The sequence below is a fragment of the Paenibacillus silagei genome (assembly GCF_017874735.1).
Lineage (GTDB): Bacteria > Bacillota > Bacilli > Paenibacillales > Paenibacillaceae > Paenibacillus_AQ > Paenibacillus_AQ silagei.
Genome location: NZ_JAGGLV010000015.1, coordinates 77,046 through 90,454, shown reverse-complemented (window position 1 = coordinate 90,454; position 13,409 = coordinate 77,046). Strand labels below are relative to the sequence as shown.

Below are 13,409 nucleotides of genomic sequence, written 5' to 3'. Positions count from 1 at the left end.
TTATGCCTATTTACGACATGGAATTTGAAATGGATCTTTCCTTAGGAGATAAGATTAAAGAAATGGCTGAAGCCTTTGGTCCCGATAAATTCCTGCAGGTATTAAATCAAATGGACTGGGTTCCAAAAAACACAACTACCAGCAAGCCGGCAGAGCATGTGTTACTTCAAGAAGCTGTTGAATATTATTTTTCTAGTGATTCATATACAGAACTTGCAAAATCATCGAAAGAAGCCTACCGCTATGAAATGGGTATGTTCATCAAATTTTGTAACAAGCATTTTCAGGAGCCTGATTTCAAATCGGTTTGTACCTCTCCATTTTTAGGCAGTTATTTAGCACCAGTTAAAAATAAAAACACACGAAGTAAAAAGGCTGCATTTCTAAGAAACTTTTTAAGAACCGTTCTTGACCATTTTTATGAAGAAAATATTAATAAGCTAAAACGTGTATTAAAAGTAACTGTCGATAAACGACGTCTCCCCCGTGCCTTTACCAAAGAACAAATTGATGAGTTAATTATGCTTGCAAGATTAGGTCGAGAATCTTTCCGTAATTTTGTCATCCTATGGACTTTCCTTGGGACAGGAATTCGTCTCAGTGAATTGCGAACTCTCCAAGTTGGAGATATTAAACCTCAAACACAAGAGATTTATGTACGTTCAAAGGGTGAAAAGGAGTATAAGACTCCATCAAAAATCACAGAATTTTCACTGGAACTACTCAACCAGTTTGTGAAATTCAGGTATGGTGCTATAAGGGATTTACCCAACTATTCTGAACTATACGTCTTCTCCGACAATAAGGGAATATCCCCTCTTCATGATAGTACAATTCAAAAAATGTTAGCTAACCTCATAGAAGAAGCGTCTACAATTAGTGATGATGACAAAAGGGTTTATCAGCTATCTGTTCACTCTCTTCGTCATTCTTTTGCGCTGTATTTGTTAGAATCTGGTGTAGATCCATACACGATTCAGCAATTGCTTAGGCACAAATGGTTGAGTTCAACCGAGGTTTATCTTAAATTGTTTGACGATACACTCGTTAAAGTGATCAATCAACATCCGCTCGCAAATCTAAAAGTCACTGACTTTTTTTAAGGAGACCAATAAATGAACAACATCTTGTTTGAATCAAAATACTATAAATTTTGGTATGAAAATGTAGAACTTTTAGGGAAGGGGGATGTCCAGGTTCAATTGCGTAAGTTCGAAAAGTATTTGTTACTGAGGGGATTCCAGGGGAAGCTTGATTTTGATAAATTTCATGCAAGTCAAAAATATCCCGGCTCTTTTCGCCCCATTCAGGAATATTTTATCGATCAGTACGTGGAGTATCTTCTCACAGATTATCGTGCATCAAATTTTGTTATGTACAATGCAATAAGTTCATTAAAGAATTTTTTAAAATTTTTATATGATATGGATTTAATCCAACATAATCCTATGGAGGATTATCGCAATCCATATTACGATCGGCCAATTAAAAATACTGCACTTTCAAAAGAAGAATGCCTTACTCTTCTTGAAACTGCATTAAAAAAGGAACCATTCTTTCGTCAGGAGTTTGTTTTAATATGGTTTATGCTAATTACTGGGGCAAGAAATTCAGAAGTTAGATTCCTATCAGAAGATAGTGTTAATTTAGAGAGTAGAATAGTTTTAATTAGAAACGGCCAAAAAGGTGATGCTCGTCCTACAGGCATCACCACTGCTCTATCAGAGGAACTTAGGCGATATATGGATCATCCGAGCTATATCTCTTGGACAGACAACAATATTGATACGTTATTTTTCCATGGAAAGAATCGACTAACCGCTCCTGGGTTAAGAAAAATATTGAGAGATCTGTCCCTCGAAGCAAACCTTTCCCGTGTCATAACGCCTCATGACTTGAGACGTACAACTGGATATCTCATGCAATCGGCTGGTGTAAGTATGGTTGCGATTCAAAAACAGTTAGGACATCAAATCTTGTCTACAACTCTACGATATGTCCCACCATTAAATGACTTAGCTGAGATTCTAGTCCGAAGCGATGATAGCAGTTCATAAATATAATTTTTTTAGCCGAGGAGGTGAAATTATGAATGTTAATTACAATGATTTATATTAATTTTAAGCTTAACTATGGTTTGTTGTAGATCACTAGTACCTTGACCGATTTTGATTGTAATTTTATGCTCTTTCGATAAGAAAAATATGGGAGGGCTAGCAGATGTACAAAAAATACGAGGTTCGACTTTAAGCGAAAGAACGCGAAATGATTGAATAAGTTCTTCATGCAGATTCAACTTCCGCCGTATTCGCCGTCGCTGTCTCGTGCTGTTACTTTCGGATGAAAACCAAGGTGCTATTCCCAAACAAAGAGACTATTGTACACGTGGGCTGGAAGAGACTCTTCAATATCGCCGCCGCGCTGAACCGCCACGCCCTTCCCCAATTACGGGGGAGGTGGAAGCTCGAATCATTGCGTTAGCCTGTTCCGAACCTCCAAAGGGGTATGCTCGCTGGACGATTCGTTTGTTAACCCGCCGAGTGATCGAACTGAATATTTTGGAATCCGTCGGACGAGTAACGATTCGGACGACTTTAATAAAACAAAACTTAAGCCTCACCTAAAAAAGCAATGGTGCATTCCCGCCAAAGCGAGCAGTGAATTTGTCGCTCGCATGGAAGATGTCCTGGAAACCTACGCTCTGCCATACGATCCTGAAATTCCGCTCATTTGTATGGATGAACAGCCGATCCAACTGCTCGATCACTCTCGCCCTCCACAAAAGATGAAGTCAGGACAGATTCTTCGAGAAGATTACGAATATGTTCGCAAAGGAAGCTGCTGCCTATTTCTGTTTACAGAACCGCTCGCGGGGTTGCGTCATGTGCAGGCTTCGGAAAGACGCACCAAATCCGACTGGGCTTTGCAGATTCAGGAGCTGCTTAAGGTTCACTATCCAGAAGCGAAACGGGTACGGCTCGTGATGGACAACTTGAATACCCATACGATCTCGTCTTTATATGAAAATTTTGCACCAGAACTGGCATTGGCGAAGCGGCTCGAGATCCATTACACTCCTAAGCATGGCAGTTGGTTGAACATGGCTGAGATTGAACTCAGTGCAATGACCATTCAATACCTGAACCGCCGAATCACCTCCATTGAAGAATTACAAGGCGAGCTGTCCTCTTGGGAAACCGAGCGTAACCAAATTCAGAAATCCATCGACTGGCAATTTACCACGGAGCAGGCACGAGGCAAATTAAAACACTTACATCCTGTAATTTATACTGGTCAAGGTACTAGGTTAATTCCTGCTGAAATTTCATGTGCTGAGTGATTCATTTTTATATTTAATCCGAAAAGTTCTACAGCACTTTATCACCTTTTTAAAATTACTTCTAACCCTAAAAATTAAATCCCCTTTATCAAGATGTAATATTATTTCACAAAATAATCCCACTCACTTCACCCAGGAGGCTTCTGCTGTCTCCACCTATGTCCAGTTAATAATTTTTTTCTAGGCATAAGTCCGTGCTCACTCTCATACACAATAATAATTTTCGATAAACCTTTTACTTCCCTCAGATTTGCTTAAATTATGGCTCTCCAGCCTCTTCGTTAACACAATGCCAAGAAGTATCCCGATGAAGGCGACTAACTTATAAGTACCCTTGTACTGAATAAGTAGCACAAATGCGGAGACCCTCATCTTTATGCACCAAGGCTAGCAAAAAATTGTCCCTGCAACATCGCAAAGAAATGACAGAAAATGTCCATCTTATGAATTATAATAGAGTCATCGACACTGGTATTGGGAGATGAGATTAGCCTTCATGAATAATAGCGGAAAAAACGGGCGCGTGCTGGCCATTTATACCAGGCTTTGCGACGGCGCTGTAATCAATAAACAAGCAGAAGCTGTCAGATACGGTGTGAACGAACGCAGCATTCAAAGAGATATTGAGGATATCCGGGACTTTCTGGAGCAGCGGTTCCTGGACGAAGGGTTAAGCCAGGCGGTTATTTTCGACAAATCACTTAACGGCTACCGGCTGGAACGTGTAAACCGCGCACTGCTCTCTAACAGCGAAGTGCTGGCCATCTGTAAAATCATGTTGGAAAGCCGAGCTTTTACCCGCCAGGAGCTTATGCCGATGCTGGACAAGCTGCTGGAATGCTGTCTGCCAAAGAATGCTCATAAACCCATGACCGAGCTGATTGCCAACGAGAAGTTCCACTATGTAGAACCGCAGCATAAGACAGTCTTCGGAAGCAAGCTGTGGGACATCGGAAAGGCCGTCAAGGAAAACCGGATCCTGCAGGTTGATTATCAGCGGGTTAAGGGCAAAGCCGTCGTGCAGCGCAGGCTTCAGCCGGTTGCGATTCTGTTCTCGGAATATTATTTTTATCTGGCTGCCTACATTGATAAAAAAACGGATACCACCGTTGCCGCCGGCAAACAGGATCCTTATCCTACAATCTACCGGATTGACCGGATGATAGATTTCCAGGTGCTGGACGAGCGGTTCACGATACCCTATAAAGACCGCTTCGAGGAAGGGGAGTTCCGCAAGCGGGTACAGTTCATGTACGGCGGAGACCTGCAGGTCATTAAATTCCGCTTCAAGGGCGAATCCGTTGAGGCGGTACTGGACCGACTGCCCACAGCCAAGGTGCTGGACGAAACTGACGGTATATACACCATCTCTGCCGAGGTATTCGGCAAAGGGATTGATATGTGGCTGCGCAGCCAAGGCGATCTGATTGAATTATGCTAATAGCTGATAGAGGAGAATTAACATGAATCAAATCCGTGCTGTATTACAGGAGCTTTCCGTCATTAATGAGAGTTATGAGCTGTCTGCGGTTTCAATCAACGCTTTGCTTGAGGAGATGAGCTCCAGCAAGGTATGCACGCCGATCATCGGCAAATTCAGTGCCGGAAAGAGCGCTTTGCTCAACGTGCTGCTGGGCTACAGCAGATCTCTGCTCAAGGAGAATATCACCCCTGAAACGGCTGTGCCGACAGAAATCACCTACCACGAAAAGGATTCTGCAATCATCGTTCATAGTGATGAAGACGTTACTGTTACGGATATAGCCAGCTTCCGGGCTGGTGAATTTATTCATGCTGACCGGGTGCAGAGCATCCGGCTGCAGCTCAGGAATGAACACTTACTCGCCCGTCTTTCTGAGGTCATGGTTGTGGACATGCCTGGCTTCGAATCGGGGGTTGAGGTACATAATCTGGCGATTGACCGCTATCTGCCGCAAAGTCTGGCTTACATTCTCGCTTTTCCTGCAGACGACATGGTCCTCAAGAGCAGCAGCGTACAGATTCTGCGGGAGTTGAATCTTCATCACACGCCGGTCTGTATCGTCATTACCAAAAGCGACAAAGTAGGCCTGGAGGAGCTGGAGCTGGGCCTCAGCCATCTCAAGGACAGCATCAGAAAGTATATTGAACAGCCGGACCAGATCACCTACTGCGTAACCAGTAGCAATAAAGGGGATGTAGAAGAGCTTGAAGGATTCCTGCTCCACATTCAGAGCCAGTCCGTGCAGCTGCTTGGCGGAAAATTCCGGACACTGGCCCTGCAGGAGGCGAATACTACCGGCAATTACCTGAAGATGCTTATTCATAGCAAAAGCTTATCGGTCTCGGAACTGGAAGAGCAAGAGGAACAGCTGAACCGGAGAATGCTCTCGCTAAACAGTCAATTGACTGATGATAATCACCTGTTTGAGAAAGAAATCCCTCTCATTGTACGAGACATTCAGAATGATGTCCGCAGCAGCCTGACGGCTGAAGAGAATACCTTATGTACCCTGATTCTGAACAAGCAGGATATTGCCGAGAAGGTTAATCATATCGTCCGCGAGTCGCTCACGAGGAGTATACAGGAGCGCTTGCTGCCCAAAGTCCGGCGTTACCTGAAAAAGCTCACGGACCGTATCCATATTGACTTCGGTGCAGACAACGGGTTCTCGTTTGAACATTTAAGCATTGATACCGACAATATCACCAAAAAAATTATGAACGGGGTTATTGCAGGCATCAGCCTGATTATCTTCGGCCCCCTGCTAACGGTTATAGGCGCTCTGGCGAAGCATTTTATCGGCAAGCACTTCGAAAGCAAGAAACGCAATGTGCTGAAGGAAGAGATCCGGCATAAACTGCAGACTGAGGTATACCCTGCAGTGATCACACAGGTAGGCTCGCATGTGGAAGCTGAAATTACTGTTCAGATCCAGCAGCTGAATGCTTCAATCAGCGGGCAGGTTGAGCAGCAGCATTCCCTTCTGGGGAAGGCTCTCCGCGAGCTCAAGGCTAAACGTGACGAGGAACAGGAACTACAGGATGAGCTGCTCAGCCAGGCCGCCAAGCATCTGAACAGAATTGAGGAGATCAATCATGAGCTATGATGCGCAAGTCACGGACAAATTAAGGAGTAATTTCGAGCTGCTCCGCACAGTCATCCGCTATTCGAAGCATCCGGATCTTAAAGTAGACCTAAGCAGAATTGAGGATATTATCGGCCGGCAAATCCCGGAGACACTCCAGAAGAATGCCCCGGCTGATTTCCATGTGCTGTTCACCAATTTCAAGAATGAATTCGAGAAGTTCAAGGATTTCATCCTGTTCGATAAGCTGATCGGCAAAAATGTTGTCTCTCTTGGCGGCGGATTCTCCAGCGGAAAGTCTAGCTTCCTGAACGCTTTAATGGGTAAACGTGTGCTTCCGGCAGATATTGACCCCTCTACCTCAGTTCCGACCTATATCGTTAACGGGCCTGATCACCAGGTACAGGGAATTAATATTTTCAACACCAAAATCGATCTGGAATTAAAGGCTATTCAGCGGATTACGCACGGATTCGGGAAAGTGGATGATGAGCATGACCGGCCTTTGACCGATCCGGTGACTTTGGGCCACTTGATGAATTCAATCTTTCTGACTACCCCCTGGCATCATTATGATCATATTGCTTTCCTTGATACGCCAGGTTACACCAAAGCCGATGACAAGAACCACTCCGCCAAAACAGACGAGCAGATTGCCCGGACGCATCTCAATTCAAGCCAGTTCATTCTCTGGTTCATCCAGGCGGATGCCGGGACTATTACAGAGGAGGATATTACCTTCATCCGCAGTTTGCGGGAGGATATTCCGAAGCTGATTATTGTAAACAAAGCCGACAAAAAGCCGGAGCAGGATCTGCGGGAGATTATCACCAAAACTAAAAAAGTGCTTGCTATCAAGGGAATTGCATATCTGGATGTACTCGCCTTTTCAAATTTACAGCCGGATCTCTATGATAGTGCAGCCATCCGCGATCAACTGGACCGTTGGAACGCGCAGGTCTATGAATCCAAGTTCGCCCGTAATTTCAAAACGATCTTCATCCGCTGCAAGCAGTTCTACGAGAATGAGATTGAGCAGGAGAGCCGCCGCCTGAACCGGCTTAACAAATCCAGAACGCTGACGGATGACCCTACAATTAGCGAATGCCTGGATTCTCTGATTACAGAAATTACGCACAGCATTGCCGGACTGAAATCCGTTAACCATGCCCTGCGGCAGCTGCAGACGGACTTCTTCACGGAGATTAAGCTTATTTCCGATCTAGCCGGCATCGCTATGCCGGAGCCTTCTGAGAGTGAACTGATTCAGGAGAATCTGACAAATCCGCTGCAGTTGCTTAAGGGCTACCGGCAAAAGAAAGGTATAAGCTCTGACGACAGCGCCTTCCGTCTGTTGCAGAATACCTTCAGCAGCCTGAAGCCGGCAATCGCGGTGCAGCCGGGAGGCAGCGAATATGTGGATCAGCTGGTAGGCCTTATCCGGTCCAATTGTGCTGTTATACAGCAAGACATACATATCCAGGATGCATGCAAAGCCAGTACGCTGTATGCCGAAATCTTCAATACACATCTCAGCCCGGGAGAATAACAGGAGGAACAGCATCATGCAAAAAATCTACAAGGAAAAGGTAAATCTGCTCAGGGAAGCTATGCAGGACAATAAAGCTAAGTTTTATGCGATTATGAACCATCCTTTGGCTTCGCAAGAAGATTATTACCGCGATTTATATCTGAAAATGCTCTGTCTTGTAGCCCACTACAGCGACGGAATGAATGATTCTCAGCTGTTCCTTCTCCAACGGATTATTTTGGGTGTAGCTCAAGAGACCAGCGCTCAGGAGTACATACGCCGGGCCACTGAAGCGGACGAGGAATTTTTGGAGGATTTCATAGAGGGCTTTAGAACGGAGGAACTGAGGTTTGCTTTCGTGGTGGACTGCCTTGTGTTAAGCGCAATAGGCAGCCGCGATACAGCCGGTCAGCTGCAGTTCATTGCCGAACTCAGCGAGCAGCTTCAGATCAGCGCTGCCGAAATCAAGTATTTAGCCCTGTTATCGCAGAGCATCATCGAGCAGAATCACGATAAATATACGGCTGCTGAAGAACTTCGGCCTGACCGTATATCCGCCGGGATGTTCTATTACTACACTAAAGCATATGTGAAATTCTTCATTACCACAGGGCCAGATCTGTTCTCTATGATCTATCAGGAGCGGACTCTTTACAATTTCGAGCAACAAGAAGGCAACTATTTAGGTCCGACAAGCATGCTGATGCGCAAGAATCATATTCATCTGGAGAACATGATTATTAATACAGCGGACTTTCAATTAATATTTGAAGCGTGCGAACAAGTAGAGCTGATTAATTGTGAATTTATTGGTTCAGCTAATTCATTAACCTTCAATTGCTGTAAAGAGCTCCTGCTGGAGAAGTGTGTTTTCCATAATTTCAAGACACAAGTTCTTGTCCTTGAAGATATATCTGTCATCAAGGTGATTTCCTGCAACTTCGACAAATGTGTATACATCCATAGTACAAATTATTATAATTGGCAATCTCTTGGAGCTGTATTTTATTCCAACCAACCTTCAAATATTAAAAGCCTGCTTATTGATAACTGCACATTCAAAGAAAGCGGCGGGAGAAGCACTTTAGGTTTGTATGCCTCTGAGATTATTTCCAATTGCACCGCAATAGTCAAAAACTCCAAATTCATTAATTGCTGGAATTATTATAGAGACGATGAACGCGATCCTGTAAATACCAATAGAACATTATTTCCGGATCTTTCTGTTAATCAGAACAACGAGATTATCGGCAGCGCAAATTTCTCATAGAATGTAGCAAGGGCTCCCGAGAGAGAGCCCTTCTGCTATCTAATCTATAGTAAGTTTGCAAGATATCCGCTGAAGCTATCGGCAATCCGCGAGCAGTTACCGGATTCGTCCAGCTGATACACGGCGCCACTCTGATGCTGCATGATAACCAGCCCTTCAATACCGAGTTGCTGCACAACATAACAATCAGCCGGCAGCTTATCTCTAAGTTCGCGCTCCTGCCGGGTCACATCTGTAACGTTAATATACGAATCTACGTTCAGTCCCGTAAACTCATGGGAGCCAAATGAGATTGCTCCATAATCCAGTACATAATTCCGGTATTCGTCTGCAAACCGCAGACCCAACTGCTCCTCCGCTACCATTACCTGCTCTACGGAGCAGCCTGCCGCATGGAACAGACGGAACTGCTGTTCAATTTGCTCAATTACAGTCTTCATTGTTCTCCTCCTCAATTATATGCTTCTGCCCGTCTTTTCCAGTGCTCCGCTTTCTCTGCATTAAAGGCAATACGGTCAATTGCACTCTCAATCTTTTTATCATGCAGAATCGTATCATTGCCTTTGCCCCTATGCTGCTCCATGGTCAATTCGGCTAACGGGGAATCGGCCTTCTGGCCGATATGATGCAGCTCGACTGTCTTGCCGTCCGGCGTTAACGGGGCCAGTCCACGGGCCATCCGTTCCTTATTCGTCTGGCCCATAGCATCCTTCTGTTCGCAATCAATATCGTTCCGCTCCAGGCAAGGCTTGCCTCCGATTTCACTCACCTTCAGACCTGCATTGATGTAAATCTTAGACTCCTCACTGGACCTTACCGAGTCAATAATAGTACCCGGCCAGCCTGTTTCAAGCTGGCATTGCCGCTTCTCTTCCTCTGTCCATTCCGGCCGTGGAACCGGTTCTATAACCTCTTGCGGAGCCTCACTATCTTGATTACGCTCAGCATCATAGAGGGGTCTGTCCAACTTCTCTACATCAATTAACAGTGCATCAATATTCGTATCTGCTCCCGGCCGCTTCAATTCGACAGCCTCTTTATTACCCAGCGCTACATTCTCCATTCCCATTCCCCTATCCCCGTATACTCTCCCGAGTCATATGCTCCCACATATAATATAATTTAAGCCCTTCAGTATCTCTTGCCGAATGATTTTTCATCAGACAATGGCTGATTACATAAGCTAACGGCTCATCGACCGGACCGATCCTGCGACTGATCGCGGCGTTCAAGTATCCGTTCAGCCGCTCCACTTCTACTCCGGCCAACCGGGTCTGCTCCATGATAGATTCTCCGTCCATCAGATCACTGACGAGACCAGCCAGCTGTGCAAATCCTTCGCTGTTCCACAGCTGCAGCTGCTGAGCCTCTTTATATTCGCCGATCAGCTGATGCAGCATAATCTTGGACTTCGTTGACAGCCTAGAGCGGGAGAGACCCGCTTCCAGGTAGTCCAGATCCAGCTCCGGGTACTCCGGCAAAAGCTTACCCAGCAGCAGCTTCAGCAGCTCCCGGGTATAGCGCGCCCCCATGATGCTGCTCGGCACTTCAGGAACAAAGCTGTATACTTCTTCCGCAGCTGCGAACGGCTCCAGACTGCATAAGACCGGCTCAAGCCAATTGTTCTGGTAAACTGCAGCAACCCCTGTAGAGAGCTTGGCCAGCTCCAGGATCTGCTCGTCATTCAGATTGGCTGCTCTGCCGACAAGCTGCCGGTCATTCATATCAGGTGTCTGCAGTATAATTTTGGTATTCGTATTACGAATGGCGGCTGCATCCAGCAGTCCCGGTGACTGATCGGCGATAATAAACCCTTCACCGAGTGTCCGCATTTCGGCAATGGCATTTGCCAGCATCTCGACGGATTTCCCCTGCAGATTGGCGCCTTCCATCGATTGCTCGCCGGAAGTTCTTTTCAGCAAATGATGGGCTTCTTCCAGGACTGTAACATGCTTAAGCGGTACATTCATACCGCCCTGATGCATCCTGTGCTCCTGCAGACGCATGACCAGCATCCCCATAATCAGTGACCGGGTCTCGGCAGAGCCGACTCTGCTCAGATCAATAATGGTATTCTGATCAAACAGCAGCCCGTTATCTAGCTCTCCATTGCAGAGAATCTGCCCGTTCAGCCCATTGGTCAATGATTTGACTCGGGTAAGCAGGGAGCCTTTATAGTTGCTCTTCACCTCGTCCGCGTAAGCCGTCTGCTCAATCACCCGCTGCAAAGAGCCCATGACATCAATAAAGGTCGGATAAAAGCCATTGTTATAGCGGTTCTCCGAGCTCTCCAGATCCCAGCCGCTTTCTATGTATGCATCCTCAACGGCTTCTTTAAGTACAGCAGGCATAGCCGCATACATCGGCCAGCACACATTCATGATCTCAATCAGGCGGTCAATATGCTCCAGAACATGAATGCCTGACGGGAAGACAAACGGGTTCAGCCGCAGCAGCGGGGCAGCCTGCGTATTCGTGCCGAATACATTCACATCCGGCCGGCTGCCGAAGACATGCTTGTACTCCCCTTTGGCCGGCTCAATGACTAGGAAGGATACCCTCTGCTCTTCAAGCTTGGTTAATAACTGGTAGATCGTATTCGATTTACCCGAACCGGTTGATCCGGTAATGAAGGTATGTGCAGCCAGACTCTGAACATCCAGTATGACCGGTGAGCCATCCGGCTTGCCCATATGATAGAGACTGCCAAGCTGCAGCACCCTTCCCCCTTTGGCTGTACGTACATTACGGCCGAATGGCGCCATGGGAATTACAGAGATGCCGGCAACCGACTTCTTCGGCAAGCCGATCTGAATGGCAATCTCGTTCCCATTCAGAATCGATGCTGGCGTTACCTGCAGCGCCTCTTCCGATACTCCATGTCCCTGCCCGGTGAAACGCGGATGTACAAAGGAATTCAAATAGGCCAGCAGCCGCTTTACATCAGCTTGTTTGTGCCAGGTGTTAATGAATGAAGCCTGGATGGAGGATGCTTCCCCACGCATCAGTGCATTATAGTTGCTGGAGACCGTCATGGCGGCGTTGCGGTCATCCGCAATGACATAGGCCGCGCAATTGAAGGCGCCGAAGCTCTCACATACATCCAGACGCTCAAGCTGACTGTCGATTTTGTCCAGCAGTGCCTTGGTGCTTCTGTTCTCGTAATGAAGCTGCAGGCTCTTCCCCCCGCTGCGCGTGGTACCGGAGGTGCTGCTAGTGCTGCGGGTAGTATTCTCCATCTCGCTCTGGCTCGTCGTCTCTCCGGAGGATTCTCCGGTGGAGCTGAATTTTCCAAAGCTGCCGCCCAGATTTATACCAATACCTGTGTTGGGTATTCCAATGTTCAGACCAGCATGTCCGCCTAAAGAATTCCCTTTAGATGTATTCTTGCCTTGGGTTAAAGCAATACCCTTGGTAATCCCGTTAGATACGCCTTCTGAAGCTGCCTGGGATAACGAGGTGCTGTCACTTTCGTTCAGGGTCAGTGAGCTGCGCCAGTAGGCGGACAGCTCGGTATGCAGCAGTTCATATCCTTGTTTGACTGCCTTCAGCTCACTGCTACGAAGCGGATCGGCGATGAGCAAAATCGAATAGGCTTGGCCGCGCAAGGAATCGACCATGTTCTCAATCCCCTGCACATACGCTGGCATACCTTTCATATCTCTGTCCCGCAGTGCGACGACTCCTGACACGGAGGATATCGCCTGAGCGCTCCGGGAGAAAATATTCTGCTGCAGCTCCATAACCTCATCCTTGTCCAGTGTCAGCACATCGGACCCGATCAGATTACCCTGAATCGCTCCCTGAAACGCCTTGGATGCCGCCTGCCGTCTAAGCAGGCTGTTCTCATTCCGGCCGCGGTCATTCTTGGAGATGACGCCGAGGTAATAATTCACTGACTGCCCGTCACTCTTGATGATCGAAGCGATACTGCCATTGATAGAATAGGCTACGTTAGCAATCGTCGTGAGCTTATCCAGGAAATGCTCATCCTTATTGTAGACCAGCTTGGTCAGCTGATAGAACTGGCCGCATTCGGCAATATCTATATCAATCTCTTCTTCGGAGGGCTCGATGATGGCATACTGCTCCAGCTGATCCAGATAGCTTTTGGTAATAATCCGGCCGGCCGCTTCAACCGCTGTCTCCAGCTGATATTCATGATCCCGCTGCTGCTTCTCTATGCTTGTTGCCATCTTC

The 13,409-nt window shown here is 46.6% G+C and carries 11 protein-coding genes; 8 read left to right on the top strand and 3 right to left on the bottom strand.

Annotation, left to right across the window (positions count from 1 at the left end; all coding sequences use genetic code 11):
- The first annotated feature begins 2 nt into the window (after window positions 1-2).
- From J2Z70_RS21035 to J2Z70_RS21005, 8 genes are all read left to right on the top strand, one after another.
- A complete protein-coding gene (locus J2Z70_RS21035; RefSeq protein ID WP_209876475.1) occupies window positions 3-1,103 on the top strand; it encodes a tyrosine-type recombinase/integrase in 1,101 nt (366 codons plus the stop codon).
- A 12-nt stretch (window positions 1,104-1,115) separates the two neighbouring features.
- Complete coding sequence (locus J2Z70_RS21030; RefSeq protein WP_209876474.1) at window positions 1,116-2,057, top strand: tyrosine-type recombinase/integrase; 942 nt, start codon at window positions 1,116-1,118, stop codon at window positions 2,055-2,057.
- 267 nt (window positions 2,058-2,324) lie between these two features.
- Window positions 2,325-2,624 carry a helix-turn-helix domain-containing protein gene (locus tag J2Z70_RS33385; protein WP_342593039.1) on the top strand — a complete coding sequence of 100 codons (300 nt, stop codon included), beginning with the start codon at window positions 2,325-2,327 and terminating at the stop codon, window positions 2,622-2,624.
- Window positions 2,513-3,340: an IS630 family transposase gene (locus J2Z70_RS21025; RefSeq protein ID WP_245368413.1), complete on the top strand. Its 828-nt coding sequence runs from the start codon at window positions 2,513-2,515 to the stop codon at window positions 3,338-3,340. Before J2Z70_RS33385 ends, J2Z70_RS21025 begins: the two co-directional genes overlap by 112 nt.
- Before the next feature lie 496 nt (window positions 3,341-3,836).
- Window positions 3,837-4,781 (top strand): helix-turn-helix transcriptional regulator, encoded by a 945-nt coding sequence (locus J2Z70_RS21020; protein ID WP_209876472.1) that lies wholly within the window; start codon window positions 3,837-3,839, stop codon window positions 4,779-4,781.
- A gap of 22 nt (window positions 4,782-4,803) precedes the next feature.
- Complete coding sequence (locus J2Z70_RS21015) at window positions 4,804-6,429, top strand: dynamin family protein (RefSeq protein ID WP_209876470.1); 1,626 nt, start codon at window positions 4,804-4,806, stop codon at window positions 6,427-6,429.
- The gene (locus J2Z70_RS21010) at window positions 6,419-7,957 is read left to right on the top strand and encodes a dynamin family protein (protein ID WP_209876468.1); all 1,539 of its coding nucleotides are present in this window, start codon (window positions 6,419-6,421) and stop codon (window positions 7,955-7,957) included. Before J2Z70_RS21015 ends, J2Z70_RS21010 begins: the two co-directional genes overlap by 11 nt.
- Before the next feature lie 16 nt (window positions 7,958-7,973).
- Window positions 7,974-9,209: a hypothetical protein gene (locus J2Z70_RS21005; protein ID WP_209876467.1), complete on the top strand. Its 1,236-nt coding sequence runs from the start codon at window positions 7,974-7,976 to the stop codon at window positions 9,207-9,209.
- Window positions 9,210-9,253: 44 nt separating this feature from the next.
- Here the strand turns inward: J2Z70_RS21005 and J2Z70_RS21000 are convergent, their stop codons facing one another.
- The 3 genes from J2Z70_RS21000 to J2Z70_RS20990 are packed head-to-tail and all read right to left on the bottom strand — an operon-like array spanning window position 9,254 to window position 13,405.
- Window positions 9,254-9,649, bottom strand: a complete 396-nt coding sequence (locus tag J2Z70_RS21000; RefSeq protein WP_209876465.1) for an SMI1/KNR4 family protein — start codon at window positions 9,647-9,649, stop codon at window positions 9,254-9,256.
- A gap of 11 nt (window positions 9,650-9,660) precedes the next feature.
- The gene (locus J2Z70_RS20995) at window positions 9,661-10,278 is read right to left on the bottom strand and encodes an HNH/ENDO VII family nuclease (protein WP_245368401.1); all 618 of its coding nucleotides are present in this window, start codon (window positions 10,276-10,278) and stop codon (window positions 9,661-9,663) included.
- Window positions 10,279-10,282: 4 nt separating this feature from the next.
- On the bottom strand, window positions 10,283-13,405 hold the full coding sequence (locus J2Z70_RS20990; RefSeq protein WP_209876463.1) for an ATP-binding protein: 3,123 nt from the start codon (window positions 13,403-13,405) through the stop codon (window positions 10,283-10,285).
- Between the last annotated feature and the right edge of the window lie 4 nt (window positions 13,406-13,409).

What these genes read in the sequence shown, in the direction of transcription:
- J2Z70_RS21035 (WP_209876475.1), top strand. Translation starts at nt 3, where the DNA reads ATGCCTATTTACGACATGGAATTTGAAATGGATCTTTCCTTAGGAGAT.
- J2Z70_RS21030 (WP_209876474.1), top strand. Translation starts at nt 1,116, where the DNA reads ATGAACAACATCTTGTTTGAATCAAAATACTATAAATTTTGGTATGAA.
- J2Z70_RS21020 (WP_209876472.1), top strand. Translation starts at nt 3,837, where the DNA reads ATGAATAATAGCGGAAAAAACGGGCGCGTGCTGGCCATTTATACCAGG.
- J2Z70_RS21015 (WP_209876470.1), top strand. Translation starts at nt 4,804, where the DNA reads ATGAATCAAATCCGTGCTGTATTACAGGAGCTTTCCGTCATTAATGAG.
- J2Z70_RS21010 (WP_209876468.1), top strand. Translation starts at nt 6,419, where the DNA reads ATGAGCTATGATGCGCAAGTCACGGACAAATTAAGGAGTAATTTCGAG.
- J2Z70_RS21005 (WP_209876467.1), top strand. Translation starts at nt 7,974, where the DNA reads ATGCAAAAAATCTACAAGGAAAAGGTAAATCTGCTCAGGGAAGCTATG.
- J2Z70_RS21000 (WP_209876465.1), bottom strand. Translation starts at nt 9,649, where the DNA reads ATGAAGACTGTAATTGAGCAAATTGAACAGCAGTTCCGTCTGTTCCAT.
- J2Z70_RS20995 (WP_245368401.1), bottom strand. Translation starts at nt 10,278, where the DNA reads ATGGGAATGGAGAATGTAGCGCTGGGTAATAAAGAGGCTGTCGAATTG.
- J2Z70_RS20990 (WP_209876463.1), bottom strand. Translation starts at nt 13,405, where the DNA reads ATGGCAACAAGCATAGAGAAGCAGCAGCGGGATCATGAATATCAGCTG.